Consider the following 26,377-nt stretch of genomic DNA (forward strand, 5'->3'; position numbering starts at 1 on the left):
GACGAAGCGGGCGTGACCGGTCGGCCGCCCAAGGGCCGCACCTGGGGCCGGCGCGGCGTCACCCCGAGGGTCAAGGTGTCCGGCCGTAGCCGGGGACGTCTCTCGGTGGCCGGTCTGCTGTGCTTCCGGCCGGGCCTGCCCGCCCGTCTGTGCTACCGGCTGCGTCGGCATACCGGCCGCAAGGGCGAGCGTCGCTCGCTGGGCGAGGCGGACTACATACGCCTGTTGGATGGCGCCCACCAACTGCTCAAGGCCCCGCTGATCGTGGTGTGGGACCGGCTGAACACCCACATCTCCAAGACGATGAAGGCACTCGTTGCCGAGCGGGACTGGCTGACGGTGGTCCTGCTGCCCGGGTACGCGCCCGACCTCAACCCGGTCGAGGGCCTGTGGGCGCACATCAAGCGGAGCCTGGCCAACCTGGCCGCCCGCACCCTCAACGAGCTGGAGACTCTGCTCCGCAGGCGACTCAAAGCGCTGCAGTACCGGCACGGCATCCTCGGCGGATTCCTCGCCGGGACGGGCCTCGCTCTCGATAGACCGGACAGACCCTAATACGCCGAAGTCAGTAACGCGTCAAATTAATCGACAGCCATCCATGCCGTAGGCGACGATGCGGTGCCGCTGATCGCCTCACCAGGAGCCTCTGTGTCGTCCAGAACCGCAGACATCGACTTCACGTTTGCGCGCGAGGTCACGGTCCGGACCATCGTCGAGGCCCTGGCCACCTCAGGGTGGTCGCTGGAGGAGCCGCTCTCGTACATGGTCAACGACAACGACCTGTACGACTGGCAGTCGACCACCAACGACCACACGGGGAAGGTCCTGGCCCTCCTGGACGCGCCCGAGCATGCGAAGTACCACGTCGCCGTCTGCGTCTACCACGCGCAAGCGGGCACCGGCGGTCAGCTCCTCTTCTTCCCGCACCGCACAGCCTGCAGCTTTAGCCCCACCCTTACTGAGGTTTTCAGGGTGGAGTCGGTGGTACGAGGGTCAGACCGGTGGCGGTGAGGCAGCCGTTGATCAGGTGGGGCCGGAGCTGGATCCTGCGTAACTCGCGGCGGAGGACACGGTCGAGGTCGTCAGGTGCGTCAAAGGCGGTGTTGGCCATCGCTCTGCGCACGAGTGACCAGATGGCCTCGACGGGGTTCAGGTCAGGCGCATAGGGCGGAAGGAGGAAGGCGGTGAGCCAGTCGTGCTCGGCCTCATACCGCTTCAGTCCGGCGGCCAGGTGGGTGTTGAGGTTGTCCCAGACCACCACGATTGGGCCGCCGAGCTGGATATGCGCCCGCACCAACAGGTCGCGGCAGTCCTTCCAGGAGAAGCTCTTGCGTGCGCCTTTGAGGAGGAGGTGGGTGCGGGGCCGGTGGATGAGACGGCTTTTCTCACCGGGTTTGTAGCAGCAGAGCGCGGCAACCGAGGTCCGGCGGCGGGACCTGCCACGGACGCGGATGACGGGGGTGTGCCCACGTCGGCCCCAGGTGCGGGCCCGGGGCGGCGTCATCGAGAAGCCGGCTTCGTCCTCGACGACGATCCAGGCGCCACATGCCGCCGCGAGGCTTTTGCCCGCGGCCACACCTCCTTCTTCCACAGCTCCACCGCGTGCTCGTCACGCTCGAGTGCTCTGCGGGCTGGTGCCTGCCAGGACCAGCCGTGCCGTTTGAGCAGTCGCCACACCGTCGCCACCGACAGGCTCACCCGCAGCCGCCGGCGGATCACCGCCTGGACCCGGGCCAGAGTCCAGCGTTCGTCTTCGAAGCCGTGAGCTGCAGGTCCCTTCCCGAGTTCTTCCTCGAGTACGGCGAACTGGGAATCGCTGATGGTCGGGGAGTTCGCCGGACCTGCAGAGCGCAGGCCCTCCAGTCCGCTCTCGCGCCAGGCACGGCGCCAGCGTTCCACAGACCGCACACTCACCCGCAGGTCCCTCGCGATCACTGCGGTCTTCTCACCCGCGGCGAACCTCTCGCCGGCCTGAAGCCGGATCCCCTCACGAAACGCCCGACGCTCAGTGGTCAGGCCCCCACCCTCCGGATACCTCATCCCACCGGCATACCGCAGGGATCATGAACCGTCACTCCCCGACGACAACCCGAAAACCTCAGTAGCTAGACGGGTGGTGGTGGCGGAGGGTTGCCCGGAAGGGCCGGATTCTCCAGGTGACGTACGTTGCCGCTGCCGAGCAGGACGCGGGCCCGGACCCGCATCGGCTCGTCGCCGCGCCGGGAGAGCAGGACCAGCTCGTCGACCAGGGCCGTCATGGGGCCGAGGAGGGCCTCCGCCTTGCGGGCGAGGGGGTGCGGGTCCGGGGCACGGCCGAGGGACAGGTGCGGGGTGTAGCCGTGCGGGTGCGATCCGCAGAGCGGGAAGCGGAGCTCCAGGGACTCCCGCAGCCGCGCCCAGGGCTCGTGGTCGGCGGCGGCAGGGTCGAGCCAGACGGTGGCGTCCTCGCGGTGTCCGAACCAGTGGACGCCCGCCAGGCGGGCGGTGAACGGCGGCGTCTCGGCGAGCGCCGCGGCGGCCAGCGGCAGGGCCCGGGCGAACTCGGCCTCGGGGACGAATCCGAAGAGCACGTTGACGTGTGGCGGCCAGCGGCGGATCTGCCGGTCGTGTTCGCGGCGAATGTGCTGGATCGGCGGCCACAACTCCACCGGCGGCAGCCAGGCGACGGCGGTGCGGTTCGTCGACGGGACGGCGAGGACGTCGCCGGGTGCCGGGGCCGGCACGGGACCGACCTGCCCGACGAGGGTCTCGTCGAGTCGGTCGATGCCGCAGGCGCGGTCCCAGACGACCTGGCCGTCCGCCTCGAAGAACACCACCCGGTGCCAGGGGATCTCCCCGCCCGGTACGAAGTCGCCGAGCAGGACCCGCTTCGGAGGGGCCCCGCGCTCGGCGATCCCCATCACGAACCGCTCGGGGTCGAAGCGCGGGTCCCAGAGCACCCGGTGGTAGATCTCGTCGCTGGTGTGCACGTCAGCACCTGCCCTCAACTATCAGGGTGACGCGCGCCCGGTCGGCCCTGCAATTCAGCGCCCGGCCCGCCCGCCTCGCTGCGGTGACGGCAGGAGAGCGAAAGACAGCGGCGGATTTCGCCCCGGACTCCCACCTCGGACACCGAGGTGGCTCTGGTAGTCCCAGCCCGTCTCCTGGCCCAGGTCCAAGAACCGGAACTCCAACGCCTCCCATATGTCGTCATGAAGATCCCAATAGGGGTACTCCGTCACCAGCTCTGGATGCACCACACAAGGACGTGGGCCGTAGTTCTTCCACAGCTCAGCCGGGCATGGCGGAGTCTCCAACACCTTCCCGACCAAGCCCGCCTCTCGCCATTGGACGTGCGGAACGATCCAACGATGGCCGCTGTGCTTCCGTGGGCACCACAGAACTTGGAGTAGATCGCACCCTTCGGGAAACGGGACGGTGCCAGGAACGCTGGTGCGGTAGATCTGCACGACAGGCACCATCGGCGACCCCTCGCGCTCGGAGCACAACGGCCAGACCTCCTCGGCCGGCCACAGCAGCGGGCCTCCGACCGAGCTGTCTCGGCACGTTGGCTCACCCACACGTGGGTGAAGCCGCACGGTCTCTTTCCGGAGGGGCGCCACCTCGGGAAAAAGCAGTGTCGTGCGGAGTTCGTGCCCGCACCACGATCCGCTCGCCCTCGGCGACCACATCCTCGATGGCCAACGGGGACAACCCCGAAAACACCGTCTGCACGAGCTCGTCGACATCCTTCACGCGAATGCCAACGACCCTCACGACTCTCCGTTACCACCGAAAGTGAGACAGGGCCCTTGATCAGACACTCCCCCCGCCCGGCCACCGAGTACGATCACGGCGAGTAGCGGATCGCGGCACGTCCCCGCCCCCTCGCCCCAACCCGCGCCTATTCGCGCGAGTTGTAAGTGGTGATGTGGACGGGACCCCCGGTGTAGGAGATCCCGTCGAGGACCGAGGACGGGATACGGAAGACCCGGCCCGGGGCCGCAGGCCAGGCGAGGGTCCGGCGGGCGACGATACGGCCGTCCTGGCGGACCGTCACCTTGGGGAAGCGGACGAACTCGTCCGTCCAGAGCAGGAGCCGGTCGCGGGCCGGAGCCGGATCGCCGGGGCGGATGATCTGCGGTGCGATCCAGCGGAACGGGGCGTCGGCGATCAGACGGACCCCCTCGGCCGGCTCATGCCTTCCTTCCAGGTAGTTGATGACCTGCTGGGCGACGTGCTTACCGTCGAGGGCGGCCACGTCGGCGGTGTCAACGGGATGGAGCATGTTACCGGCGGCGAAGACTCCGGGTCGGCTGGTCCGCAGCGCGGTGTCTGTGAGGGGGCCGAGGGTGCGTTCGTCGAGGGTGATGCCCGCGGAGCGCGCGAGTTCGTGGTCGGGGATCCAGTCGCCGCTGAAGACGACGGTGTCGCATTCGACGGTTCGGCGCTTGCCTGTGTCGAGGTTCTCGATCTCGACAGCCTCGCAGCGGCCCTTGCCCATGACCTGGGTGACACGGCTGCGGGTGGCGACCGGAACGCGGAGGATGGTGCGGCCGGCAGCGTTGAAGGCGCCGTAGGACTCTGCCTTCGGGTACTTGCTGATCATGAGCGCGGGGGTGCAGCCGGCTTCTCGGAGGGTCATGGCTGCGGACCAACTGACTAGTTCGCCACCGACGATGACGGCCCGCTTGCCGACGGGCTGATGGTGGAGGTGGACGAGGTTTTGAAGTTGTCCAGTGGTGTAGACCCCGTGGGGGCGATCTCCAGGGATGCGGCGTGCGGTGCGGGGCCTTTCGCGGGCGCCGGTCGCCAGGACGATGGCCCGGGCACGAATCTGGTAGCGGCCCTCGGGGCTGGTGACGTCAACGGTGTGCTGATCGGACCAGTCGGTGACCATGGTGCTGGTGCGGATCTCCGCTCCGGACCGTGCGGCCCGGTCGGCCAAGTGGCGGGCGTAGGCGGGGCCGGTCATCACACGGTGTAGGTCTCGCAGGCCGTATCCGGTGTGGTCGCTGTGCCGGGGAATGCCGCCGGCCTGCTTCTCCCGGTCGACGACCAGGACCCGCCCGGCGCCACGGTCGGCGATTTCGGCGGCTGCGGTGAGCCCTGCGGGGCCGCCTCCGATGATGAGGACATCGGGCTCGATGAGGGGCAGCTGGTGGGTCATCGGTTGTCCTTGTGCTGGCTGCAGCAGCCGTCGTTGGTCTGGTGCTGGGTGCGCAGGGCCGCGACGGCCGCGCCGCAGAAGAAGCCCTGGCAGCGGCCGTTCATGGCCCGGGTGCGTCTGCGCAGCCCTTCCAGACTGCGCGCGGGCACCGGGGCGTGGCAGGCGTCGCGGATCTCACCCTCGGTGACCCGTTCGCAGAAGCAGACGATGGTGCCGTAGGCGGTGTCCGCGGCAATCAGGTCGGCGTCCTGGTAGGGGCGTGTACTGGCTTCGCCGATGTTCGGCATCCGGGGCGGAGCAGGCAGGTTGCTGCGGCTGCGGAGCCCGGCACCGGCTTCCGACAGGAGCCCGGCGATGTGCTCGGCGATGGCGATGCCCGCTGTCAGTCCGGTGGAGCGAATGCCGCCCACGAGGAGGTACCGCTGCTCGGGGGTGGCTTCGATGAGGTAGTCGTCGCGGTCGATCGCGGCGCGCAGTCCGGCGTAGCTGGCGGTGACCTCCTCGGTGAGCAGGCTCGGCATGAGCCGCGCGCCCTTGCTGAGGAGGAAGTCGTAGCCGTCCTCGGACGTGGAGGTGTCGGTGCGGTCGGTGAGGTCCTCGGCGGTGGGGCCGAGCATGACGTTGCCGTAGATGGTCGGGGAGATGAGCACTCCCTTGCCGCGGGAGGAGGGAACCGGCAGGACGATCTTGTCGGCCTTGGGCCGTGCCAGCTTGTCGAACACGAACAGCTCGCCGCGTCGGGGGGTAACGGTGAAGCGGTCATGGCCGAAGAGCCGGTCGATCGTGTCGGCGCCGAGGCCTGCCGCGTTGACGACCCAGCGGGCTCGCACGTCGCCCTGGGCGGTGTGCAAGGTCGTCGCGTCGTCGCGCACGTCGATGCCGGTCACGGCGTGTTCGAGCAGGATCGTCGTCCCGCGTTGCCTGGCGTCGGTGGCCAGGGCGAGGTTGGTGGTCCATGTGCAGATGATGGACTCGTCGGGAACCGTCAGGCCTCCGAGCACGCCTTCGCCCAGATCGGGCAGGACCTGGTACACCTCGTCCGCGTCCACGATGTGGCAGTGCTCGTACCCGTTGGCCTCGGCCTTCTCCTTCAGGCCAGGCAGGGCGTCGAGCTCTTCCTGGTTCCAGGCCACCAGCACGGCGCCGGTGTGCTCGACGGGGATGCCGGTGGCCTTGGCGTAGTCGCTCAGCAGGTGGTAGCCGCGAGCCACGAGCCGGGACTCCAAGGTGCCCGGTTTCGCGTCGAAGCCTGTGTGCAGGATGGCGGTGTTTGCCTTGCTGGTTCCGTCTCCGACGTCGTCGCGGGCTTCGAGCAGCGCCACGGAGACGTCGTAGCCGGACAGTTCGCGTGCGATGGCCGAGCCGACAATGCCTCCTCCGATCACCACGATGTCGAAGACCTCGGGGTGGGGACGGTGGGGGGTGGGGGTCATGAGTGGTCTCCCTTGGTGGCACACGCCTCGGCGGCCTGTGCCCATGTGGTGCGGAACTCCTGGGCCCGGTCTTCGGACCAGCGGGGTTCGTAGACGGTCGCCGGCTGCCAGTCGCCGACGGCCTCTTCGAGGCTGATGGCGGGGTCGAGGGCACAGCGGGCGAGCGCGGCAGCGCCGAGGGGTGTGGCGTGCGCGTTGGGGTAGATGTCGACGGGGAGCTGGGCGATGTCGGCCTGGGCCTGCATGAGGGCGGCGGAGTTGGTCAATCCGCCGTCGACGCGCAGCCGGTTCAGGGGCCGGCCGAGGTCTCGGCCGACAAGGGCCGTCAGCTCGGTGACCTGGGCGGCTATGCCCTGGAGCACGGCCAGGATGAGGTGCTCGCGGCGGGTGGCCAGCGTGATGCCGGTGAGGGAGGCCGTGGCCTCGGAAGCCCACCACGGAGCGGCGAGTCCTGCGAATGCCGGGACGCACATGACGCCGTTGCTGTCTTTCGCGACCAGCGCGTCGATTTCGGTGGCGGACTGAAGAAGACCGAGGTCCTGCAGCCAGCGCACGGCCGATGCCACGGTGTAGACCTGGCCGTCCACGCAATACAGGGTCTGCCCCGCGGCCTGCCAGGCCACCGACGTCGTTAGGCCCGCGCTGGAGCGCACGGGGTCCGATCCTGTGTTTGCCAGCAGGAACGCGCCCGTGCCATAGGTGCACTTGGCCGTGCCCTGCTCCAGGCATGCCTCGGCGACCAGAGCGGCCTGCTGGTCGACGATCAGGCCGGCCACGGGCATCTCCTGTCCGAAGGCGCGCGTGGTGCCGACCACCTCGTCGCTGCCGACGATGCGGGGCAGCCGCTCGTCGCCGAGGGAGAACAGATCAGCGAGACGCCCGTCCCACGCCGCACCGTCCAGGTCGAAGATCAGAGAACGGCTGGCGGTGGAGGCGTCGGTGACGAACTCTCCTGTCAGGTGGTGCACGAGCCAGGTGTCGGTGGTGGTCACCACCCCGTCACGGGTGAGGTTGCGGCGCAGCCACGCCATCTTGGGCGCGGAGAAGTAGGGGTCGAGAACGAGACCGGTGCGCTGCGCGATGGCCTCGCGATGCTCGGCCAGCTCGGCACAAATGCTCTCCGCACGGCTGTCCTGCCAGACGATCGCCGGGGACAGCGGCGTTCCCGTGGCTTCGTCCCAGGCCAGGACGGTCTCTCCCTGGTTGGCCAGGGCCACGCCGTCAATGGGCCGGCCGGCCATGCTCACGGCCCTGCGGCCGGCGGTGAGGACGGAATCGAGCAGTTCGTGCGGATTCTGCTCGACACCCCCTCCGGGCAGGTAGGCGGGGCGGATGGTCTCCTCGGCTATGGCGACCGTTCCGTCTTCGGCGTCGACAACGATGGCTTTGGTGCCCGAGGTGCCCTGGTCGATGGCGAGGATCGTGGTCATCGCAGGGCCCCTTCCGTGTCGGCCGCGGAGGGTGCGGTGGCGTTGTCCAGGGCACGGTCGACGTCGGCCATGTCAGGCATGGTCAGGGCGGCGCGGCCGCGCCGGACGAGGAGCGCCGCCAGGTAGACGGCGCCGATCCCGCACAGCACCAGGACGTAGGCCCAGGGGCCGCGGAAGGAAGCGTCCCGGAAGATGAGCAGTTCGTACACCAGCCAGACCCCGGCCAGAAGCAGGACCGGGACCTCCCACCGCCCCAGGGAGAAGCCGCGCGACGGCGGCAGGGAGGAGCGCTTGGCCGCGTACATCGCGACCGTGCCGGCGTAGATGACGGCGGGCAGCAGGGTGGCGGCGGAGAACAGCTGGAACAAGGCGTCGGTGGAACGGGAGAAGACCGCGAGAACGATCTGCGCGATGAGCATCATGAACACCGTGGCGTTCAGCGGCGTCGCCGTCCGCGGGTGGATGCGCTTGAGCAGGCGCCATCCGGGGAAGCGCTCGTCCCTGGACATCGCGTAGACCAGGCGGGTTCCGCTGAGGGTGATCACCAGCCCACAGGAGAAGATCGAGACCACGACGAGGACCAGGAGGCTCTTCCCCACCACGGACCCGAGCACGGCGGTGATCACGGTGGCCACAGGGGTGGCCGACTCGGCGGCGCCGTCGACCCGGCCGACGGCGGCGGTCACGGCGACCAGGAAGAGAAAGCCGAGAACGCCCAGGGAGAGGACGGCCTGGACCATCGCCTTGGGGATGACGCGGGCGGGGTTCTTGGTCTCCTCCGCCAGGTTTGCCGCGGACTCGAATCCGACGATGGTGAAGGCGCCGAGCAGGAACGCCAGGGCGAACGGGCCGGCGTGGGTTCCGCCGCCCAGACCGTAGTAGCCACTCTCCGGGATCGTCGCGGTGTCGAACAGGTGGGCGAAGTCGAGCTTGCCGGTGAAGTAGCCCACCGCGAACAGGAGCGCCGTCAGCGTGATCATGCCGATGAGCTGCGCTGTCACCGCCGCGCTGTTGACCTTGTGCGTGATGCGCGTGGACGCGGCGACCAGCAGGGCCTGCAGCAACACCACGCCGGCCGTGATGACCCAGGCGTTCTGTGTCGTGCCGACGTACTGGAACAGCTCGGGGAGAATCGTGGAGGCGATCGTGTAGTCCACTGCGACCACGACGACCCCGAGGAAGGCGAACGAGATCCAGCCCATGATCCAGCCCCACACGGGCCCGACGATGCGCGACACCCACTGGTAGGAGTAGCCGCTGATCGGGATGCGCGCCGCCAGCGCTCCGAAGACGAGGGCGACGCAGAGCTGGCCGATCACGGAGATCGGCCAGGCCCAGATGCCGCGCGGGCCCGAGGTGGCGAGCACCGAGCCGTAGGCCGTGAAGATCCCTGTCGCGATCGACACGAACCCGAACGCCACGGAGAACGAGGCGTACCAGCCAAGCTCCCGCGCCATCACCTGGTTCGCCCCGCCCTGCTGCCCCTCAGCCGTTCTTGGCGCCTGAGCACCTGCTTCTGATTTGGCCATGACCTCGTTCCCTGCTTCAGAGTGCCCCGCCGTTGCCGCGGAAGCCAGTGGGTGATCGAAGAACCGAATGCGGTCGGCATCAAGGCCCGCCTCGCAGGAATGCGCTGGAGCCTGTTCGTGGGGATGGCTGCGAGGACCCGCGGTCCGCGCCACCTCGACGCCGGTCGACAGCCCACTCGTGACCGTTTATGTGGACTATTGACTGCTGAGAGTGTGGACCCCTGCCCGTTTTCCGTCAAGGGTTAGCGCTCCCGACCTGATGAACGATCGCTGATCGCCTAGCAGAAGACGCCTTGAGCTGCGGAGAAGAATGAGTTTTTGAGGCCGTTGGCGATGTGCTCCGCACGTCACATGAGCCCTAGAATGCAGTCAGGGTTCCACAGAAACAGTCAATCAGAGAGGGCTGGATGTGCTAGCAGCCGAGCGTCACCGCAGGATCGTCGCCGAGATCGCTCGGCTCGAGTTCATCACGACGGACGACCTGACCAGCCTGCTGAGCGTCTCCCACGAGACGATCCGCAGAGACCTCGCCCTCCTCGAGCGCCGCGGCGAGCTGGCGCGTGTCCACGGAGGGGCCACCGCCGTCCGGTCACCTGTCGGGGAGGAGGCCTCCTTCAACGAGCGCAGAGGCGCTTTCCTCGCCGCGAAGCAGGCCATCGGCCGAGCCGCAGCAGCCCTGATCGAACCCAACCAGACGGTCGTCATCGATGTCGGTACCACGGCCCTGGAGGTGGCCCGTGCTCTGCCCGCCGATCATGCCGGCGTCATCGCCACCCCTTCCCTGCTCGTGGCCGCCGAAGTCAGCTCCCGCCCGCAGGTCGAGGTCCTGGTAAGCGGCGGACGGCTGCGCGGTGGCGACCTGGCCTGCTCCAATGCCCAGGCCGTCGAGTTCTTCGACAATCTGCGCGCGGACGCGGTCTTCCTGGGCTCCGGAGGCATCGCCTCCTACGGACTGACCGATTTCCACCTCGACGAAGTCGCGACGAAGCGCACCATGCTCGCCAACGCGTCCCACCGCTACGTGCTCGCCGATTCCAGCAAGTTCGGACGCACGGCCGCCCACCGCGTCTGCGAACTCGACGGCTTCGACACCCTCATCACCGACAGTCCTTGCCCGGACGGCCTGAGCGACGCCCTCGCCGCGGCGGGCGACAACATCGTCGTGGCCTGAAGGCGATACAGTCAACCGCTCCCTTCGGCGCCGGCAGTCCCCCTCGCCTCCGGCGCGGCAGGGGTTCTGCCCCTCTGAAGAGCGTCGCGCGGAATCCGGCCGTTGCACCACAGTGGTACAGACGATCCATCGGCACCCCAGCCTGGGCCTCCCCTTGACTCCCACCGGCCACCGCATCCACAATCGCAGACCAAAACGGTCAACTTTCCACATGCTCGGGCAATCGGAGTGGCAGCGCATCATGGCAGGACCGAAACCGACGCGCCGCAACCGGCCTTCCGCAGCCAAAGGCGCCGACGCAGCAGCGCAGGCGCCCGAGATCTTCGGCCGTACCGATGTCGGCCTCGCCTCGGTGGGCGCTGTCCACGGCGAGAGCTCCGCTGTCACGATGGCCGCCGAGGTGAGCGCGCTCGCTGCCATAGACCTTCTCGTCCAGATGAAAGCCGACGCCTTCCCACAGTGAACCCAGCCAACGAAATCACCTCGATCTTCGACCTCGACGGCGTCCTGACCAGTGAGGACACGATGTCCACACTGGTCAGAGCTCGTCTGGCAGCCCGTCCCCTCCGGTTCGCCGCTGCAATCCCACCGTTCTTGCTCGCCTCGGCAGCACCGCCCGACGGCGCGCTGAAGCCCGCGATGAACCGGGCGATCGTGGCCTTGACGCTGCGCGGAATGACCCGCAGCCAGTACGAGGAACTGGCAGCCGAGACGGGCCGGGCCATGGCAGCCCGGACAGCGGTCAGACAAGCTGTGGCAAGGTGCCAATGCGCCCGCGGTCGTGGTCCGACCGTCGTGGCGACAGCCTCGGAGGAGAACCTCGCGCGTGCATTTCTGGACGGCGTCGGGTTGCACGGCATCCCTCTGGCCGCTTCCCGGCTCGACTTCACCCCACGGGGGCCCCGACTCATCGCCCACAACGTGGGCGAAGCAAAGATCGATGCCGTCCGGGCGCTGGGGTTCGCCCCGGAGGACGCACTCCTGTACACCGACTCGGCCAGCGACCTCCCGCTCGCCCGTATCGCCCGCCGGACCGTCACTGTCAACGCCGCCCGCCGCTCGATCGCGAAGCTCACCAACGCTTCCGCAGACATCCGCCACAAGCGCTGGCGCTGAGGCGACACAAGCCTTCCCAGATTTCCCTTTCCATGACCACCACTGCCGCATCCAGCAGCGAGATGGCCATACAACCGCCGCCCCGCCCACCAGGAAACCAAGATGCGTTGCTGAATGCGACGGCCCCAGCCGGCTGCGGAATGGCGCCTCTCCTGCGCGCCGGAGCCAATCACGCGGCAGTCCGGGCCTGTCAATGCGGCGGTCCTGCCCTTCCGGGCGGCAGTCGACGTCATCACCGATGGCCGCATGGGGCCCGGAACGGCGCCTTTCTCCTGCCCCGGGGGTCTGTCAAACGAGCGGGTGCTGCCCGAGGTGGAGCACATCGGGATTCCCGCCAGCCTGGCCGCCTCGCCCGGCTCTCCCCGCTCAAGCACCGCAACCTCGCGTAGCGGCTGGTGCGCTCGACGAGCGTGGCGACGGCCGAGGGCGTGGTGCCCATCACGAGGTCGCCCTCCCAATGGCCGGGAACCTTGCGGTCCTCGACCTCGGCGGGGCGGGCGGTGATGGACACCATGCCGCGGATGATGCCCCGTCCCGTGGGCCTTCGGGCGATCTTTGGACGACGCATGGGCCTGGCTGACCGCAGTCGCTGGGTGAGGCTGCGGTCGATCGCCTGGCGCCGGCGAGGGTCGTAGAGCGAGAGGTAGATCGCTTCGTGCGAGATCTGCATGGAGGCGTCACCAGGAAACTGGCGTCGCAGCCATCCTGCGATCTGCTCGGGAGACCAGCACAGAGCCAGCTTGGCCTCCACCAAGGCGCGTAGAGCGGGCCGTTGGGCGAGCTTGGCCTGCTTGGGGCGGCGCCCGCGCTCGCAGGCGACCGCATCGGCCGACGCGGCTCGGTAGCGGTCCCGGCCGCCGTTGCGGGCGATCTCGCGGGAGACGGTCGAAGGCGATCTGCCCAGCCGTTTGGCCAACTGCCGGGCCGATTCTCCGGCGGCGATCTCGTGGGATATTTCCTCGCGCTCGCTGCCGCTCAGATGCCGCTCGGATCGTGTCTGAGGGGTAAGGCGGACGCCGCCGCTCTGGTACAGGAACCGACGCGCGTACTGCATCGGTGCCCCGAGCGCCCGCCCGATCAAGCTGAACGACTGCCCCTCGCGCCAGCGTCGCCAGATCTCGTCCTGTTGTGCCGGCGAAAACCCGTAGTCACGCACCTGTGCCTCCACGATCACGTGATCATCCGTGGGTGGTGCGTTGTTCACTTGAGGGTGCCATCGTTTGACGACAGGAGGGCGCCGCGCCCAATGAACATCTTCCGGCACCCAGCGGCGGTGAGGTCGTCGAGCTGCCGCTCGAGCTTCTGCCCGCCGGTCGAGACCCTGGCGTATCCGAACTTGATTTCGGTGCGGACGAGTGGCTCGGCGACGGGGAGGTCTGGCCCGTCGGCCGGTTCGAGGACGGTACCGAATGCATGATCCCGCTGCACCCGCAGGCCGCCGACGCTCTGCGGGGCCTGATCGAGACGGCCAAGGCCGGCAACGCTGCCGCGCGCCACGACCGGTGGGCCCAACGGTCTTCGCTACGTGTTCATGCGACGGGGTAAACCGATGGGCCGACAGTTTCTGTTCGCCGACGCACTGGAGATCGCCTGCCGCAAGGCCGGCTCGTCGACGGCGACGGCAACCCCACGGTGACCGCACACCGGTTTCGCCACACGGTCGGTACCCAGCTCGCCGAGGGCGGAGCCCAGATCCAGACCATCATGGCGATCCTCGGGCACCGCAACGCGCAGATGTCGGCCACCTACTCCCACATCAGCGACCCAGTCCTGAAGGAACAGTACGAAAAGGTCATCGCCGCCGGAGGCCGCCTCGCTGGTCCGGCCGCCGAGGCGCTGCTGGCCAACCAGCTTGACGAGCAAACCGTCCACTGGCTGAGGACCAACTTCTTCAAGACCGAGTTCGAACTCGGCCACTGCCTGCGCACCCCTGCCGAGGGGCCCTGCGAGTGCGACCTCTACCTGCGCTGCTCGAAGTTCTTCACAACCAGCGAATACGCACCACGCCTGCGGGCCCGACTCGGCCGAGAGCAGCAACTCGTCCAGGACGCCACCGAACGCGGATAGCCGCGCGAGGTCGAGCGACACACCGCCATCATCGCCCGGATCAAGGAACTCCTGGCCGAACTCGCCGAGCCCACCGAAGAACTCACCGATACCGAAACCTGCAGCTGAGCCGCCAAATGATTCACCACTAATCCAGTCGACACTCACGCGGCCGCGCCCCGAAGATGGTCGAATGGATGAACTGCCCGGTCCGGCCGCGCTTGGCGCAACTATCCGACGCTATGTCTCCGTCGACCGCCGCCATCTCGAACTGCTCCACGGCAACATTCAGCGGCGGCGGGTGGGGCCGGTGGAGCGCACCGCTTTCCTTCGCGAGCTGATCGCGGACTCCGAGCGGGTCGACGACCAGGAGCTCGCCGCGCTCCTCGGACACGGCTCCGGCTGGCGCGAACGCCTCGTCGCCGCGTGGATGGCCGGCACCGGAGGCCACACACGGCAACGCCAGCGAATCGGCGAGTTGCTTATCGGGAGTCGCCAGACCTACGCCGGTCAGGGCTACTGCTTCGCGCTGGCCTGCTTCGGCACACCGGCAGACGCTCAGATCCTCTGCGCCTACCTCGACCAGTATCTGCGCCAGCCAGATCTCTATTACGACCAGCACTGGGCCATCGGGGCGCTGCTCGACGTCGACACGCAGCTCGGCAGCGACTACGCCGAACGCTTCACTGCCCCGGACGGGCTCTGGCAGCAGTGGACGCGCGACAAGTCCCCTGAGTACCTCGAAGCCCAGAAGGACCATGTCGCCGGGCTCCGCGCCCTTGTCGAGGAAGCACGTCAGGCTGACCCAGCGGGCACGGACCAGCGGACTGTCCGCCTGCCAGCTGGATGGGTCCCCATCCCGGAACACGACCGTGCCGTCTTCGAGGCCGAAGTCGTCACAGAGGTTTCATCCGACCTCAAGCCGAGCCACCCGCTCGCGGGTCGTCCGCTGATGGCAGTCGCGCATTGCAGCCAGCGTGACCACGTGCTCTTTGTAGTCGCCGAGGAGCCGATCCGCTGGGCACTGGTCGAGTTGAGTTGGTCGGGAAAGCCGGAGCCCGGCATCCAACCCCACTGGGACTTCTTCGCCTCGCCCGAGACCGCGGCAGCCGGACTCCGGGAGCACATGTGATAGCTCGACGGCCGTCCAAGCAACTGGACCGGGAGAACCCTGGCGGTGTCGGTCTGCCCCGAGGCTCTTGGAAGTGTCCAGATGAAAGTTGATGTGCCGGTCCTTGAGTGGGGAGAGGCGGGCGACGTCCTCGTCCTTGATGTCGTGTCCCTGGGCGCGGAGCTGGGTGACGGCGGTGTCCAGGTAGCGGGTGTTCCACAGGACGACGGCATTGAGGACCAGGCCGAGGGCGGCAAGCTGGTCCTCTTGCCTCGCGGTATGCCTGGCGGATCTGGCCCCGGCCGCCGTGGCAGATCGCGCGGGCCAGGCGGTGGCGGGACTCTTGGACGGTGAGCTGCCGGTTCATCAGCCGGCGGTAGGTGTCGTCGACCGGGTCGACCGGGTCGACCAGGGCGAGCAGGTGCATGGTCTTGTCGATGCGGCCGTGCTCGGCGAACGCGGCGCCGAGCGGGGGTGGGTGGCCTTCGCGGCCGAACATGCGCAGCAGGTCGTAGGCACGGACCTGGTTGGTGACCAGGGAACCGGCGACCTTCTTCGCCGCCTGGCGGGACGACGGAATCGACCAGGTCATCCATGAACTCCTGTGCTGCCAGGTGAGGGAGAAGGCCCCGCCGATTAGAGGACCCGTCGGTTCTCTGGGCGTTGGCGTGAGTTGGGCGGCCGGGCAGCTCAGCGCCATGTCTTGGTGGGTTTCCGGGTGCGCGACAGGGGGCGCGGACCGCCCTGTGTCAGGGGTAGCTGCTGGTGGAGATCAATGAGTGGTGTGCATCGTGAAGTTGCAGGTCACGGGTCTGTTGTGCGCGGGCTTCGGGATGCTCGGGCTGGTCGCGGGCGTGTGACTTCCGCCGAGATCGTCGGTCAGCGGGCGACTTCGCGGTTCGTCAGGACCAGCAGGGCCCTCACCAGCGCGGTCGCCCACTTCGGGTCGGTGCGTACCTTGCCGAGGACCCGCCAGTTCTTAAGGTGTGCGAAGCCGTGCTCGACCGGCGCCCGTACTGCGGCAAGGGCCCGGTTGGCTTGCTTCTGACCGAAGGTCAGGGGTCGGTTCCGGGCAGCCTTGTAGCCGGTGATCACCGCCGGGTCGGCATCCGGACCGCCGTGGTCGAGCCCGGCGAATCCCAGGTCGGCGATCGCGCCGAGGCCAGCCGCCCGCAGTTTGGCGGTGAGTTTGTCGTGGCGGCAGGCGGTGATCTCCGAGGTCCGTCCGGGCCGGACCGCCGAGACCCATATCAGGCGGCCTCTGTCGTCGGTGAGTGCGAACGAGCAGGCCATGGCATTTGTGCTTGCCCGAGTAGTTCTCCCGGTTCTCCGCCCCGGTGCGTTCGCCGGGTGCGTATCAAGGAGCCGTCGAGCAGGACCACCCCGCCGCCCTTTCGGGCGATCTTCTTCAAGGCGCGGTCCAGGCGCGGGGCGCGGGCGGCCAGCAGGCCGACGACTTCCCTGACCCACCGTGTCACGGTGGTGCGGTGCACCCCGTTTCCGCTGGTCACAGCGCAGCACCGCCAGCACGATCCCGGCGATCTGCCCCGCGGGCAGTGCCCGCCACCGCGAGCCGATCTTCTTCAAGCGTGCGCGTATCAGGGCGGCGAGCCAGTTCAGGGTGGCACTCGACAGCGGCAGACGGGCAGTGCAGACAAGGCCGTCAGGGCCCTCGACGGCGTGGTTGTTTTTCTTCACACCAAACTCAACTGACGTCGGGGGCCCGCTGGTTACGCCATATCCGCACCCACTCTCGCGCGACTACCGGCGTGCGGTGAACCGCCCGTCGGGCCGTTTGTGCAGCCAGCCGCGATCGGCGAGCTTGGTCAGCTTCGCGCGCAGCGGCTCCAACTTGCCGCGTGCCGTCACCTCCAGGCCCAGCTCCTCGCCGACACCCTTGACCTGTACCGGGCCGCCGACGCCCCGCACGATCGCCAGGATCTTGCGGTAGTCACCGGGCAGGGCTGTCTCGTCGGGAGACTCGCTGCGGTGCGGGATCAGCAGCACCGCCCGCCCCGCGACCCGGGCGGGAACAGGTGCGACGGCCGCGGCGGCCTGTGCCGCGGCCCGGTCCTGCTCGGCCAGCCGGTTCAGGACCCGCTCAGCTACCGCCAGCTCCTCCCGCTCGGCCTGGACCTCGCGGAGCCGCTTGCCGGCTCCTCGGCGAGCGCGTCCAGTTCACTCCGGCGAGCCGTGATCCGCTCCAGCTCCTGCATCCCCGTATCCTCCCCGTACTCGCCCGGCGTACCGGCCCGGTGACGGATCGTGGGAGCGGCACTACGACGAGCGCAGCAGAACCCGAGAACGGCTCCGGCCGACAGGACGCGTGGACACCGGCCGACGCCGTGCGGCGCTGCGAGCGCCAGTGCCTCGAACAGCGCGCGGGCGGACTCGGGTTGACGGTGGAGCTGGTCCAGCGGCCACTCCACCACCGGGGCGGGTACGACCACGGGCTGGGACAAGCACAGCATCGGGTGGCCTTCGTCCTCCACGACGGCTGCCGAACCCGCGCCGAGCAGGTCGGCTGCCCCGGCGAGCAAGTCCGGGGCCTGCCCGCGGCGACCAGCCGTACGCCGCGGCACCGCCCTCTCCACCAGACAACTGAACCCGGCGACCAGCGGGCCCTGCTCCCGTGTGAACACCTCATCTACGGCGGGAAGCACACCCACCACCTGGGAATGCCCCCTCAGGGTGGGAGAACGCACACCCCACTTGCTGAGCGTGTCCATCTGCCACAGGCCGCGGTCCCTGCCCAGGCGCACCGCCCAGCGGTCGTCCCCGCCGAGCCGGTTGGGCAGCCGTGGCGGGGAGCCGGTGCCCCACCATGTCGCGATTCCCCAGTCACCCATTCTTGCGCCTCCGCTACTGGCCGACGGGCCGGCCCTCGGTGTCGATCCGCGTCCAGGGGCCGCTGTAGGAGCTGCCCTCAGTGTTCAGGATCACCTCGGCGGTTCCGTCGCGGAACGGCCGCACACAGATGAACCGTTGGGCCATCGGTATGCGCCAACGCCCCTCCGCGTCGATCAGACCGTAGGAGTAGGGGCTGCTGGCCTGCTTCTCGACCCAGTTCAGCTCCAGATCGGCCGCGCTGTACGGGGACCGGTCGAACAAGTCATACTCCAGCGAGTAACCGAACAGGCGGTGCGGGTCGCCCGCATCGTCGCGGTCCGTGTCCTCCCTGAAACCGGGGTCGGCGATATGCCGTTCCAGCTCACTCAGCTCGCCCAGCAGCCACTCCGTGAAGCTGCCCACATGTTCGCGCACGACGGAGTCTTCGACCAACCACACCTCATCCTCCGCCAGCGTGTAGCCATTGACGTCGGACAGGTCGTAGCCGGCGAAGAAGGCATAACGGCAGGTGGTGGGCTCGCCCTCAGCCTCCTGAGGAAAACCGCTGTCGGGGTCGTAGACCATGGGTGACAGCACGGCCATCGGCTCGGGCGGCAGGAACGAAATCCCCCGACGGTCGTAGTACTTGAAGCCGAGCACCGGATAGCCGACCTCCTTGACGAAGGCACGGTAGTCGGCGGGCAGCAGGTGCTCCAGACGGGCTCCGTACGGGTGATCCGCGCTCCGCGCCCAGCGCAGGTCGGCCGGCGCGTACTCCAGCGCCCAGCCGAGCCCCTTGGCCTCCAACGCCGCCTCGAACTCCCGCCAGCGGGAAACAGCCTCGGTCATATCGCTTCCATTCCTTCTCAAGATGTGGTGCCAGCCGGCGGTCCCGCCGGTGGGCGGCGTCCGTCGAAGTAGCTCTCGGCTTCCACACCGGGCTGGGGATTCGCTCGTCGTATGACAGTACGAGGTGCCTGTGACAGTCGGCCTCGCCTGCCTCGCCAACGGGTCGGGCCGGATGCCAGTGCAGGACACCGAGCCTTTTCCCACCTCAGGTTGAGGCGTGGCGAAGGACAAGGAGGGTCTTCACCAGAACTCCAGGTGTTCGTGGCCGCCCGTAAAGCAAAGGAAAGTCCTTCACGGTCGGCGGAACAACGCTGGGCGACGACCGCGAGATCCATACGACGTTCCTGGTGGCGTTCGCCACGGCGGGCTACAACGTGGAGGCGTCACGGTGGTGTTTCTGCACCGACGGTGATCTCTCCCGGCAGAGTGGGGGGTTGCCGATCCTGCGGGAGTCCAACGACTACGAGTGCGACCTCGCCAAGTATGTCGATACGGGGGAGTGGATAGAGGACGCCTTCACCACCCCGGCCGCACTCTCCTTCGCCGACTGGCTCCTACGGAGGGATCCCCGCGAGCCAGGCCGCGGCCGAGGCCGGGAACGTGTCTCACCTCGTGTACCTCGCGGCCTACCAACTTGACGTCGGTGAAAGCCTCCTGGGTTTCCATGGTGCTCCTGTGCCGGCGGAGGCCACCCAGCCCGTACCCGAGAACCCGGTCGAGCTGTTCTACGGGGATGTCGGGCGAGACGAGGCCGAGGAAGCCGCCAAGCGGCTGGTGCCACAGAGCACGAAGTCGTTCGGCGACGTCCTGACCGGGGCCGGGTGGCGCACCATCCCCTCCACATACATCCTCTGCGAGGACGACCGAGCCCTCCCGGCCGAGAACCAGGAGATACTGGCGGCGCGCGCCGGCACAGTCCACCGCATGGCGAGCAGCCACTCACCGTTCCTGTCCCACCCCGTGGAACTCGCCGCTCTCCTGACTCGGATATCCCTGGCGGTCTGACAGGCAGCCGCCGCACCGACGGACCGATGCCGCCCCCGTGCCCCAGGGACTCGACCCGTACTCCTCACGGGTCCGCCCAGGGGCACCCCCGGGGAATAGTCGTGCATGCCAGGCGGTCGGCCGCATCGGTGGGAGGGCGACCGCAGCTCCCACACGCCTTCCTCCTGGCGTGGAACGGGGCAATTCGTTCGGCGATGAACGATGACTCGCGTAGGGTGCCCCAGTTATCAAGGCGGAAGGCGGGTTGTGGGCGTGGCACCGATGAAAGTGACGCGGGATCAGTTAGCGGGTGCGGCGCGGGCTGCGCTGGGCGGCGGGCGTCGACTGGAGGCGGTCGAGCGACTGACGGGCGGCACCACGAAGGGCGTCTATCGGCTGACGATGGACGACGCCATGACGGCGATCGCCTATCTGTGGGAGGACTCCGAGAACTACTGGCCGGCCACCGAGCACGATGTGTACGCCTTGTCCGCGGCGGGGCTGTCGGGCTTCTTGCGCGGTCTGCCCGGACCGGTGCGCGGAACGCGGATCTTGTCGAGTACGGGGTCCAGTTGGGGGCAGTCGGCCCGTTGGCCGGGTGTGACTACCAGGGACAGCGGCTGGCACCGGCCTTCGGTGCTCAGGTGGAGCTTGGTGATGAAACCGCCCCTTGAGCGGCCCAGTCCCTCACTTGCTTCACCACCTCCACCAGGCGGGCGTGAAGGCTCTGCCACGGCGGTTCGTCCTGGTGTTCCCCGCCCGCGTCCCCTTTTGACGTGCGGGGCCCGGGGGCTGGTACGGGCGCCCGCCGCGTGCTGATGAGCGCGCACCACCGTGGAATCCACCCCGATGTCCCAGTCGATCTCACCAGCGGCATCCGCTTCGGCTTGGACCTGCTGGAGCAGTCTCTCCCAGGTTCCGTCGGCCGACCGCAGCTGGTGCCGCTCATAGACCGTCTTCCACGGCCCGAACCGTTCCGGCAGGTCACGCCAGTGAACGCCGGCCCGCACCCGGTGCAAGATCCCGTCTATCACCTGCCGGTGATCCCGCCACCTACCGCATCGGCCATTGCCCACCGGCAGGAACGGCCGCAGCCGCTCCCACTTCACATCTGTCAGATCACCCCGCCCCATGGCCGAGACAACGATCCGCCGACGTGACAGTCACATGGGCGGACAATTCCCAGGGCTTACGCTCCCGGGTATGACCAAGTTCTTCGCCACTGTGTGCCTGCCGCCGACCTCGCCTCGAAAGGTTCCCCAGGCCATAGCTGCCATCATGGCGCCCTACAACGCCAACCTCACCGAGGAATGGAATCCGGTCGGCCACTGGGACTGGTGGGCCATCCACTCCAGCGCGGGCAACGCCTACCTCGTGTTGCCTCCGCACGACGGCGACCGCAGGCTCATCACGGCCTCAACCGTGCCTCGCAGGAAGGCCAAGCTCGATGCCCTCGGGCCGCTGGAATGCTACGGCGGGCCTCGAGGTCTGCTCGACTTCGACGGTATGCGGAAACGAGCGGCGCGCACGCATGACGCCCTGCTCGCCACTTGGACCGAGCTGACCGCGATACACCCGCCGGCCCGCCCGCTCGCCGACTTCCTCGCTCGCCACGAGGCCGACCCTGAAAGGTACTCCCTGGCAGACGCCAGGAAGGAGCATCTGGCCCAGCCGCTGGTGCAGGACGTGGCCCAGCGGGCCGTCGCAGGAGACCCGCACTTTGACACGTCGTTCCTGCTCAATGACCCGGTCGCGTACTTCGCGCAGGAACACGAGGAAGCACGGCTGTGGTCGGTCCGGTGCGCCGTGCCCGGCTTCGCCCTGGTCACCCTCGATGGCGCGTGGATGGACGCGGACACAGACGGCCACTGGGAACAAGCCAACCGCTATCTCGACGACCTCGACGCCGAGGCCGTCGTCCTCGACCTACTCTGTCACTCCTGAGTCGTCAGACCGGGCAGACCCATAGAGGTCAGCCCGGCGGCTGCGCGGCGGGAGCCCATGATCGCCCGGACAGGCCTAGCGCAGCCTCGCTGCCGTCACCGCGAAGACGAACCGGTCCAAGGGCGACAAGGACCCGTCGGAGTGGATGCCGCCGGCCGAGTCCGCGAAGTGCACCTACCTTGCCGACTGGACCGCCACAAAGCTGCGGTGGAAGCTGACAAGGAACGGGCCGCGCTGGAGAAGCTGCCCGAGGGCTGCAACACGGTCGTGAAGTGCGAGGTCGCCCCCTGATCCGGCATTGCTGAATCCGGGTCACGGTCAGCGTCCCGTGCCGGCCGGACCCGGCCAGCACCTCCACCACCAGGTCCGTCTCCACCCGCGTGCAGACCTCGCTCCCGCACTGCCGTTCCTCGACCACCGTTGCGCCACTCAGCACCTCACCAACTCGAAAGGTGCTGAGCGCCTGTGCAAGACGTCAGGCCGGGGTGCGCAGTCCGGCCAGGAGCCGGTCGAGCGCCTGTTCCGCTGCCTGGAGGTCCCCGCCCCGCGCGATCCAGAGCGCGGCCTCGTTCATCGCCCCGGAGAGTAGCCGGGCCAGGGGCTCCACCGGCTGATCGGCGATGATCCCGGCCGCGGTGAGCGCGGTCAGGGCGTCCGCGAGGTGCCGGGCGGAGGACTCCTCGTCCAGGGCCCGCCACTCGTCCCAGCCCAGCACGGCCGGCGCGTCGACCAGCAGGATCTGCCGCACCGCCGGGTCGGTCCCCGCGGTCAGGAAGGCCCGGGAGCCGTGCCGGAGTTGCTCCCAGAGGTCCTCGTACCGCTCGGCTGCGGTCGCGACCCGTTCGCCCAGTTCCTGCTGGACCTCGGCGACGACGGCCCGGAAGAGCCCTGCCTTGCTGTCGAAGTGGTGGTAGGCGGCCCCCTTGGTGACCCCGGCAGCCCGCGCCACCTCGGCCAGCACCACGTGGTGGTACCCGTCGGCGGCGAACCGGCGCCGTCCTTCGGCCAGCAGCGCCTGCCGCGTGGCCGCCCGCTGCTCCGCCCGGTTGACCGCCATCGAGCGCACCGCCCTTTCCATTTCGCATACCAAGGGTATGTTAACGCCACGGTTCGCATACCCGGGGTATGTGAAATGGATCCGAAGGACCTCTGCCATGACGAACGAACTCACCACCACGCCCACGACCAAGCTCGGCGGCTTCTACCCGGTGCTTGCCACTCGGGACGTTGCGGCCTCCCGCGACTTCTACACCCGCCACCTCGGGTTCGAAGTGACCTTCGAGGCGGACTGGTACGTCAGTCTGCGCCGCTCCGACGCCCCGCAGTACGAGCTGGCCCTCCTGGACCACGCCCACCCGACCCTCCCCGAGGGCCACCAGGTCGCGCTCCAGGGCGGCTTGCTGCTGAACTTCGAGGTGGACGACGTGGACGCCGAGCATCAGCGACTCGTGGCAGAGGCCAGCCTGCCCGAGGTACTGTCACTGCGCACGGAGAAGTTCGGCCAGCGCCACTTCATCGTGGCCGCCCCCGACGGCGTGCTGATCGACGTCATCACCGTCGTCCCACCCAGCGAGGAGTACGCCGCTCAGTACACCGACGCCTGAGTCCCCGTGTCGACCTGATGTTGGGCCGCCGGTCCAGGTTGTCCCGGCGCCCGCCCACCCACCGGGACGTCGCCGTGCTCTGGTACGACGCCCTGCGCGAGCAGGGCATCGAAGGCATCGTCTGCAAACGCGGTGGGGCGGGCTATCCGCCGTCAGGACAGCGCCGGTGGTTGAAGGTTCGGCACGCGGACACGGTCGACGCCCTGGTGCTGGGGTTCACCGGCCCCCGGCTCGGACCGCACCATCTGGTCCTGGCGGTGGGGGACGAGGGCGGGCCGGCCAGAGCGTCCGCGCGCCTGGAGCCCTGTCCTGGCGGCTCGTTTCGGTGAGGCCTTGAGCGCCGCGGCGGTGGTGGGGGAGCGGCGGGCGGAGGGCGAGCCGTACACACGGGTGGAGTCGGATCTGGTCGTGGAGGTGCTGGCCAGGTCCGGCCGGCACGGCACCCTCACCGTGACCCGGACGCGGTGAGGATCCCGTGCCTGACTGCTGGACAGGGGACGACCTCGTACTTCACGGCGGTGCCGGAGCAGCCGGTGGCGAGCTTCTTCCAGCGCGGCCGCGTTGATCGCATTGAAGGATCCTGGAAACACCCCGTGCCGAATGGCCGACGGACGGGGTGAGGCGCAGGCATGCGGGCGCGGACGGGCCGCGGCGCCGACCAAAGACGCGCGGGCCGCGCGGCGCTCTGCGCTGCCCCGTCTACAGTTCGTGCCGCGACTCTCGGGCGCGCTCGCGGGCCTTGACCCAGGTCTTGACCAGGTAGCCCGGGGGCATGTTGTTGCCCGGCCGGGGCGGGTTCAGGGTGCGCACGGCGGCGCAGTCCGGGGTGAGAGTCATGGCGACCTTCTTGCCGGTCACGGTGATGGCGTCGTGGCCGATGACCACCGTGCCCTTGCGCGGCGCGCGCAAGAGGACGTCGAGGACATGGTGCAGGGCCTCGCACCGGCGCGTCGTGGACGACGGAGTACAGCAGGCCGCCCGCGATGGAGCCGGGCCCGACGAGGTAGTCGCCGCTGCGGCGGCCGGGGCGGCGGATGCCGATCCCGGGCCCGAACGGGGGCCGCCTGCCGTAGATGCTCCCGATCGTGCAGCCTGCCGGCACCCCGATGTACAGACGCAGGCCGGTGCTCGGCGTCATCACGGTGAAGGTGTCGGGCCAGTCCTCCGGACCCCGGATGTCGAGTTGGGGCCGCAGCGCCTCGCCTCCTTTGCGGGCCGGAGTGCCGGCGTGGACGTCCAGGTCCCGGGCGACGATGTTGGACGCCCGGACCGCAGGGCAGGTTGGGTGTTGCTGGAGAGGGGCGCGCCCGGTGGGGGGTGCGCCCCTCTCGTGGGCGCCGCGCTGGAACGCGGTGAGCCCGGTCCCTGTTTCATGGTGCAGCCACGACGCCAGGGAGACCTCGGCAGTCAGTGCCGGAGGCGGCGTTGCAGGGACCATGGCATCCAGTGCCCCGCTTCGGTAATGGCACCCGGACGAGAATGAATGAAAATAACGGCTTCGTTCCTCTGATCTGCAGTTTTCGAATGGCCGGGGTTCTATTCGGCCACCCATTCGCCGTCCCCTGGCGGTGAACGCCTGGACGCGCAGGCATCAAAACCCCGCCCCCATGGCAACGCATTGTGATGGTCGGGTAACTGGTGAGAGGATCAACGCCGTTGGCGAGCCGACCTGGAAGTCGCCGCCGACAGTTCACGGTGCAGCCAAATCATTATGCCGGCACGGGGCGTGACATGACGTCAGGCAGGTAACAGATATGCGTTCGTTCTCCCCTCCGCCGCACCCGGCGGCCCGTCGCAGTGAGCTCTGACGACGGCGGAACTGGTCGTCGTGGTCGTAGTCGTCGTGGTGGCAGGGGCCCTCTCCGCCCTCGGGATGCCGGTGTTCGGCGCCCTTTGAGTTCATCACCGGCGCCCTCTACGTCGCCGGCCGGTCCGTCAAGGCCATGCGCGCGGCGCAAGCGCCGCCGCACGGGGCCGTCTGACGGTCCCATGGGACGGCGTGAGAGCGCCGTTGCCGCCGACACCCGGCAGTCCGAAGCGCTCGCGCTGTGGCTACGCGCCCAGCGCGAGCGCCGAGGCATCACCTACGCTGCAATGGCCAAACTGACCGATCACCAGTTCACTGCGTCGGCACTGTCGCGCGGCGCCAACGGCAAGGTGCCATCCCGCCGCCTGCTGCTCGCATATACGACCGCATGCGACGCGGACGCCAGGGAAGCGATCCGTTTATGGAAGGCCGCGCGCAGGGCCGAAGAAGAACGCCGACGCCGCGCAGGAATCTCCCCGGAGTTCCGGGACCTGGCCGTATCGCTCCGCTCGGTGATGACCCCCCGGCCTCATCGACGGCTTCGCCAAGCTGCACGACGTCATGGTGGAAATGCGGGCCAGAGCGGGCCAGCCCTCCCTGAGCGACCTGCAGACCGCGGCAGGACGAACCCCCGACAACAAACGGCATCGGCTGCCCAAGAGCAGCCTCAGCGTCATCCTCAGAGGTGAGGCCGTCCCCTCACGCGCCCACCTCACAGCGTTCATGGAAGCCCTGAACGTCTCCCCGAACAACGTACGGCGCTGGCAACAGGTATGGGACCGCCTCGCGGACAGCACCACCCCAAGACCGTCCGTGGCCCTCACGATCAAAGTGGTGGACGCCCCCGCCCGGCCGAAGAACCCCACGAACACCCCACCCCACCCGACATCAGCACCGCAGACCTCGACTTCCTCCGCGGCCAGGTCCTCCTGGAAACCGTCCTCCGCACTGGGCCCGGCGTACTCCAGGGCCCCAGCCCCCGTGCCCCCCAGCCGGCACCACCCGCTCCGGCCTGCCCATCAGAACACCACGCCGCTACACCCTCACGCCCCGCTCGCACGTGCCGCCCGGCAACCGCACGACCCGGCACATCACGCTGCTTCCCCGAGAGATCCCTCCCAGCCACCCCGTAACCATCAGGGGCTCGCTGCCGGCCGCTCCGGATGACCACCCGGTCGAGACCACCGTGCCGCCGGTTCCCCGCGGACGGATAGGGCGCACGGTCGAGCGCTGGCTCCGCGGGAAGCACGACCGGACTACACCCGCTGGCCGAACTACTAAGGGCTTGCCGGGAAACAAGTCGTGGCTTCCAGCTGTGGGGCTCGTTGTTCTGGTATGGGGAGACCGGAGGGGATCGAGAGTGTCCTGGCGGCGA

27 protein-coding genes and 3 pseudogenes are annotated in these 26,377 nt (G+C 68.7%); 13 read left to right on the forward strand and 17 right to left on the reverse strand.

All coding sequences use genetic code 11. The features are described from left to right. Together ACFYY7_RS42055 and ACFYY7_RS42060 are read left to right on the forward strand one after the other, a co-directional pair. Positions 1 to 555, forward strand: a 555-nt coding sequence (locus ACFYY7_RS42055) for a transposase (protein WP_388670688.1), incomplete at its 5' end; no start/stop codon positions are given. Between the two features lie 93 nt (positions 556 to 648). Then, complete coding sequence (locus ACFYY7_RS42060; RefSeq protein ID WP_388670691.1) at positions 649 to 1,011, forward strand: hypothetical protein; 363 nt, start codon at positions 649 to 651, stop codon at positions 1,009 to 1,011. Here the strand turns inward: ACFYY7_RS42060 and ACFYY7_RS42065 are convergent. From ACFYY7_RS42065 to ACFYY7_RS42095, 7 genes are all read right to left on the reverse strand, one after another. Continuing rightward, positions 968 to 1,504 carry a transposase gene (locus tag ACFYY7_RS42065; protein WP_388670760.1) on the reverse strand — a complete coding sequence of 179 codons (537 nt, stop codon included), beginning with the start codon at positions 1,502 to 1,504 and terminating at the stop codon, positions 968 to 970. The two genes, ACFYY7_RS42060 and ACFYY7_RS42065, sit on opposite strands and share 44 nt — an antisense overlap. Further along, positions 1,501 to 2,040, reverse strand: a complete 540-nt coding sequence (locus tag ACFYY7_RS42070) for a winged helix-turn-helix domain-containing protein (RefSeq protein WP_388670694.1) — start codon at positions 2,038 to 2,040, stop codon at positions 1,501 to 1,503. Before ACFYY7_RS42070 ends, ACFYY7_RS42065 begins: the two co-directional genes overlap by 4 nt. 65 nt (positions 2,041 to 2,105) lie before the next feature. Further along, positions 2,106 to 2,969 carry an RNA repair domain-containing protein gene (locus tag ACFYY7_RS42075; protein WP_388670697.1) on the reverse strand — a complete coding sequence of 288 codons (864 nt, stop codon included), beginning with the start codon at positions 2,967 to 2,969 and terminating at the stop codon, positions 2,106 to 2,108. Positions 2,970 to 3,883: 914 nt separating this feature from the next. Then, positions 3,884 to 5,149 (reverse strand): NAD(P)/FAD-dependent oxidoreductase, encoded by a 1,266-nt coding sequence (locus tag ACFYY7_RS42080; RefSeq protein ID WP_388670700.1) that lies wholly within the window; start codon positions 5,147 to 5,149, stop codon positions 3,884 to 3,886. After that, a complete protein-coding gene (locus ACFYY7_RS42085) occupies positions 5,146 to 6,582 on the reverse strand; it encodes an NAD(P)/FAD-dependent oxidoreductase (RefSeq protein ID WP_388670703.1) in 1,437 nt (478 codons plus the stop codon). The genes ACFYY7_RS42080 and ACFYY7_RS42085 overlap by 4 nt, the downstream gene beginning before the upstream one ends. Then, positions 6,579 to 8,012, reverse strand: a complete 1,434-nt coding sequence (locus ACFYY7_RS42090) for an FGGY family carbohydrate kinase (protein WP_388670706.1) — start codon at positions 8,010 to 8,012, stop codon at positions 6,579 to 6,581. The genes ACFYY7_RS42085 and ACFYY7_RS42090 overlap by 4 nt, the downstream gene beginning before the upstream one ends. After that, positions 8,009 to 9,541, reverse strand: coding sequence for an APC family permease (locus ACFYY7_RS42095; protein ID WP_072489731.1), 1,533 nt, complete (start codon positions 9,539 to 9,541; stop codon positions 8,009 to 8,011). Before ACFYY7_RS42095 ends, ACFYY7_RS42090 begins: the two co-directional genes overlap by 4 nt. A 409-nt stretch (positions 9,542 to 9,950) precedes the next feature. Between ACFYY7_RS42095 and ACFYY7_RS42100 the strand changes: the two genes are divergently transcribed. From ACFYY7_RS42100 to ACFYY7_RS42110, 3 genes are all read left to right on the forward strand, one after another. Then, positions 9,951 to 10,712 (forward strand): DeoR/GlpR family DNA-binding transcription regulator, encoded by a 762-nt coding sequence (locus tag ACFYY7_RS42100; protein WP_388670709.1) that lies wholly within the window; start codon positions 9,951 to 9,953, stop codon positions 10,710 to 10,712. A 211-nt stretch (positions 10,713 to 10,923) separates the two neighbouring features. After that, positions 10,924 to 11,175 carry a hypothetical protein gene (locus tag ACFYY7_RS42105; protein WP_388670712.1) on the forward strand — a complete coding sequence of 84 codons (252 nt, stop codon included), beginning with the start codon at positions 10,924 to 10,926 and terminating at the stop codon, positions 11,173 to 11,175. Continuing rightward, positions 11,172 to 11,828 (forward strand): HAD family hydrolase, encoded by a 657-nt coding sequence (locus ACFYY7_RS42110; RefSeq protein ID WP_388670715.1) that lies wholly within the window; start codon positions 11,172 to 11,174, stop codon positions 11,826 to 11,828. Before ACFYY7_RS42105 ends, ACFYY7_RS42110 begins: the two co-directional genes overlap by 4 nt. A gap of 232 nt (positions 11,829 to 12,060) precedes the next feature. On the opposite strand, the gene ACFYY7_RS42115 is transcribed toward ACFYY7_RS42110, so the two are convergent. Both ACFYY7_RS42115 and ACFYY7_RS42120 read right to left on the reverse strand, forming a co-directional pair. Continuing rightward, the gene (locus ACFYY7_RS42115) at positions 12,061 to 13,002 is read right to left on the reverse strand and encodes an IS30 family transposase (protein WP_388670718.1); all 942 of its coding nucleotides are present in this window, start codon (positions 13,000 to 13,002) and stop codon (positions 12,061 to 12,063) included. Positions 13,003 to 13,028: 26 nt separating this feature from the next. After that, positions 13,029 to 13,325, reverse strand: coding sequence for a recombinase family protein (locus ACFYY7_RS42120; RefSeq protein WP_388670721.1), 297 nt, complete (start codon positions 13,323 to 13,325; stop codon positions 13,029 to 13,031). Between the two features lie 135 nt (positions 13,326 to 13,460). On the opposite strand from ACFYY7_RS42120, the gene ACFYY7_RS42125 reads away from it, so the two are divergent. Together ACFYY7_RS42125 and ACFYY7_RS42130 are read left to right on the forward strand one after the other, a co-directional pair. Further along, on the forward strand, positions 13,461 to 13,895 hold the full coding sequence (locus tag ACFYY7_RS42125; protein WP_388670724.1) for a tyrosine-type recombinase/integrase: 435 nt from the start codon (positions 13,461 to 13,463) through the stop codon (positions 13,893 to 13,895). 172 nt (positions 13,896 to 14,067) lie between these two features. Continuing rightward, the gene (locus tag ACFYY7_RS42130) at positions 14,068 to 15,006 is read left to right on the forward strand and encodes a DUF6000 family protein (RefSeq protein WP_388670727.1); all 939 of its coding nucleotides are present in this window, start codon (positions 14,068 to 14,070) and stop codon (positions 15,004 to 15,006) included. An 87-nt stretch (positions 15,007 to 15,093) separates the two neighbouring features. Here ACFYY7_RS42130 and ACFYY7_RS42135 read toward each other — a convergent pair. Further along, positions 15,094 to 15,538 (reverse strand): annotated as a pseudogene (locus tag ACFYY7_RS42135) (Tn3 family transposase); the annotation flags it as partial. Between ACFYY7_RS42135 and ACFYY7_RS42140 the strand changes: the two are divergent. After that, a pseudogene (locus tag ACFYY7_RS42140) lies at positions 15,537 to 15,642 on the forward strand (IS5/IS1182 family transposase); the annotation flags it as partial. The pseudogenes ACFYY7_RS42135 and ACFYY7_RS42140 sit on opposite strands and share 2 nt — an antisense overlap. A 222-nt stretch (positions 15,643 to 15,864) precedes the next feature. On the opposite strand, the gene ACFYY7_RS42145 reads toward ACFYY7_RS42140, so the two are convergent. The 4 genes from ACFYY7_RS42145 to ACFYY7_RS42160 all read right to left on the reverse strand — a co-directional run bounded on the left by ACFYY7_RS42145 (position 15,865) and on the right by ACFYY7_RS42160 (position 18,663). Beyond that, positions 15,865 to 16,278, reverse strand: coding sequence for a transposase family protein (locus ACFYY7_RS42145; RefSeq protein WP_388670730.1), 414 nt, complete (start codon positions 16,276 to 16,278; stop codon positions 15,865 to 15,867). 468 nt (positions 16,279 to 16,746) lie between these two features. Then, complete coding sequence (locus ACFYY7_RS42150) at positions 16,747 to 16,992, reverse strand: hypothetical protein (protein ID WP_388670733.1); 246 nt, start codon at positions 16,990 to 16,992, stop codon at positions 16,747 to 16,749. A 98-nt stretch (positions 16,993 to 17,090) separates the two neighbouring features. Then, the gene (locus ACFYY7_RS42155) at positions 17,091 to 17,834 is read right to left on the reverse strand and encodes a hypothetical protein (protein ID WP_388670736.1); all 744 of its coding nucleotides are present in this window, start codon (positions 17,832 to 17,834) and stop codon (positions 17,091 to 17,093) included. A 13-nt stretch (positions 17,835 to 17,847) separates the two neighbouring features. Further along, positions 17,848 to 18,663, reverse strand: a complete 816-nt coding sequence (locus tag ACFYY7_RS42160) for a hypothetical protein (RefSeq protein WP_388670739.1) — start codon at positions 18,661 to 18,663, stop codon at positions 17,848 to 17,850. Positions 18,664 to 19,227: 564 nt separating this feature from the next. On the opposite strand from ACFYY7_RS42160, the gene ACFYY7_RS42165 reads away from it, so the two are divergent. Then, positions 19,228 to 19,668: an alpha/beta fold hydrolase gene (locus tag ACFYY7_RS42165; protein WP_388670763.1), complete on the forward strand. Its 441-nt coding sequence runs from the start codon at positions 19,228 to 19,230 to the stop codon at positions 19,666 to 19,668. Between the two features lie 452 nt (positions 19,669 to 20,120). Here the strand turns inward: ACFYY7_RS42165 and ACFYY7_RS42170 are convergent. Further along, positions 20,121 to 20,780: pseudogene (locus ACFYY7_RS42170) on the reverse strand (IS5 family transposase); the annotation flags it as partial. Positions 20,781 to 20,850: 70 nt separating this feature from the next. Between ACFYY7_RS42170 and ACFYY7_RS42175 the strand changes: the two are divergent. Further along, on the forward strand, positions 20,851 to 21,591 hold the full coding sequence (locus ACFYY7_RS42175) for a hypothetical protein (protein WP_388670742.1): 741 nt from the start codon (positions 20,851 to 20,853) through the stop codon (positions 21,589 to 21,591). A gap of 475 nt (positions 21,592 to 22,066) precedes the next feature. Here ACFYY7_RS42175 and ACFYY7_RS42180 read toward each other — a convergent pair whose 3' ends face one another. Then, entirely contained in the window at positions 22,067 to 22,669 is a 603-nt protein-coding gene (locus ACFYY7_RS42180; protein ID WP_388670745.1) for a TetR/AcrR family transcriptional regulator, read from the reverse strand. 76 nt (positions 22,670 to 22,745) lie between these two features. On the opposite strand from ACFYY7_RS42180, the gene ACFYY7_RS42185 reads away from it, so the two are divergent. The 3 genes from ACFYY7_RS42185 to ACFYY7_RS42195 all read left to right on the forward strand — a co-directional run bounded on the left by ACFYY7_RS42185 (position 22,746) and on the right by ACFYY7_RS42195 (position 23,663). Then, the gene (locus ACFYY7_RS42185) at positions 22,746 to 23,195 is read left to right on the forward strand and encodes a VOC family protein (protein WP_388670748.1); all 450 of its coding nucleotides are present in this window, start codon (positions 22,746 to 22,748) and stop codon (positions 23,193 to 23,195) included. A 74-nt stretch (positions 23,196 to 23,269) separates the two neighbouring features. Continuing rightward, positions 23,270 to 23,524, forward strand: a complete 255-nt coding sequence (locus ACFYY7_RS42190; RefSeq protein WP_388670751.1) for a hypothetical protein — start codon at positions 23,270 to 23,272, stop codon at positions 23,522 to 23,524. 4 nt (positions 23,525 to 23,528) lie between these two features. Beyond that, positions 23,529 to 23,663, forward strand: a complete 135-nt coding sequence (locus ACFYY7_RS42195; protein ID WP_388670754.1) for a hypothetical protein — start codon at positions 23,529 to 23,531, stop codon at positions 23,661 to 23,663. Between the two features lie 231 nt (positions 23,664 to 23,894). Here ACFYY7_RS42195 and ACFYY7_RS42200 read toward each other — a convergent pair whose 3' ends face one another. Next, positions 23,895 to 24,104 carry a hypothetical protein gene (locus tag ACFYY7_RS42200; RefSeq protein WP_388670757.1) on the reverse strand — a complete coding sequence of 70 codons (210 nt, stop codon included), beginning with the start codon at positions 24,102 to 24,104 and terminating at the stop codon, positions 23,895 to 23,897. Between the last annotated feature and the right edge of the window lie 2,273 nt (positions 24,105 to 26,377).

It is taken from the genome of Streptomyces sp. NPDC001933, from assembly GCF_042890955.1.
Classification (GTDB): domain Bacteria; phylum Actinomycetota; class Actinomycetes; order Streptomycetales; family Streptomycetaceae; genus Streptomyces.

Coding starts and splice junctions, on each gene's coding strand:
- ACFYY7_RS42180 (WP_388670745.1), bottom strand. CDS start 22,669: ATGGAAAGGGCGGTGCGCTCGATGGCGGTCAACCGGGCGGAGCAGCGG.
- ACFYY7_RS42175 (WP_388670742.1), top strand. CDS start 20,851: ATGACCAAGTTCTTCGCCACTGTGTGCCTGCCGCCGACCTCGCCTCGA.
- ACFYY7_RS42085 (WP_388670703.1), bottom strand. CDS start 6,582: ATGACCCCCACCCCCCACCGTCCCCACCCCGAGGTCTTCGACATCGTG.
- ACFYY7_RS42065 (WP_388670760.1), bottom strand. CDS start 1,504: ATGACGCCGCCCCGGGCCCGCACCTGGGGCCGACGTGGGCACACCCCC.
- ACFYY7_RS42155 (WP_388670736.1), bottom strand. CDS start 17,834: ATGGGTGACTGGGGAATCGCGACATGGTGGGGCACCGGCTCCCCGCCA.
- ACFYY7_RS42130 (WP_388670727.1), top strand. CDS start 14,068: ATGGATGAACTGCCCGGTCCGGCCGCGCTTGGCGCAACTATCCGACGC.
- ACFYY7_RS42095 (WP_072489731.1), bottom strand. CDS start 9,541: ATGGCCAAATCAGAAGCAGGTGCTCAGGCGCCAAGAACGGCTGAGGGG.
- ACFYY7_RS42080 (WP_388670700.1), bottom strand. CDS start 5,149: ATGACCCACCAGCTGCCCCTCATCGAGCCCGATGTCCTCATCATCGGA.
- ACFYY7_RS42070 (WP_388670694.1), bottom strand. CDS start 2,040: ATGAGGTATCCGGAGGGTGGGGGCCTGACCACTGAGCGTCGGGCGTTT.
- ACFYY7_RS42160 (WP_388670739.1), bottom strand. CDS start 18,663: ATGACCGAGGCTGTTTCCCGCTGGCGGGAGTTCGAGGCGGCGTTGGAG.
- ACFYY7_RS42185 (WP_388670748.1), top strand. CDS start 22,746: ATGACGAACGAACTCACCACCACGCCCACGACCAAGCTCGGCGGCTTC.
- ACFYY7_RS42145 (WP_388670730.1), bottom strand. CDS start 16,278: ATGGCCTGCTCGTTCGCACTCACCGACGACAGAGGCCGCCTGATATGG.
- ACFYY7_RS42105 (WP_388670712.1), top strand. CDS start 10,924: ATGCTCGGGCAATCGGAGTGGCAGCGCATCATGGCAGGACCGAAACCG.
- ACFYY7_RS42090 (WP_388670706.1), bottom strand. CDS start 8,012: ATGACCACGATCCTCGCCATCGACCAGGGCACCTCGGGCACCAAAGCC.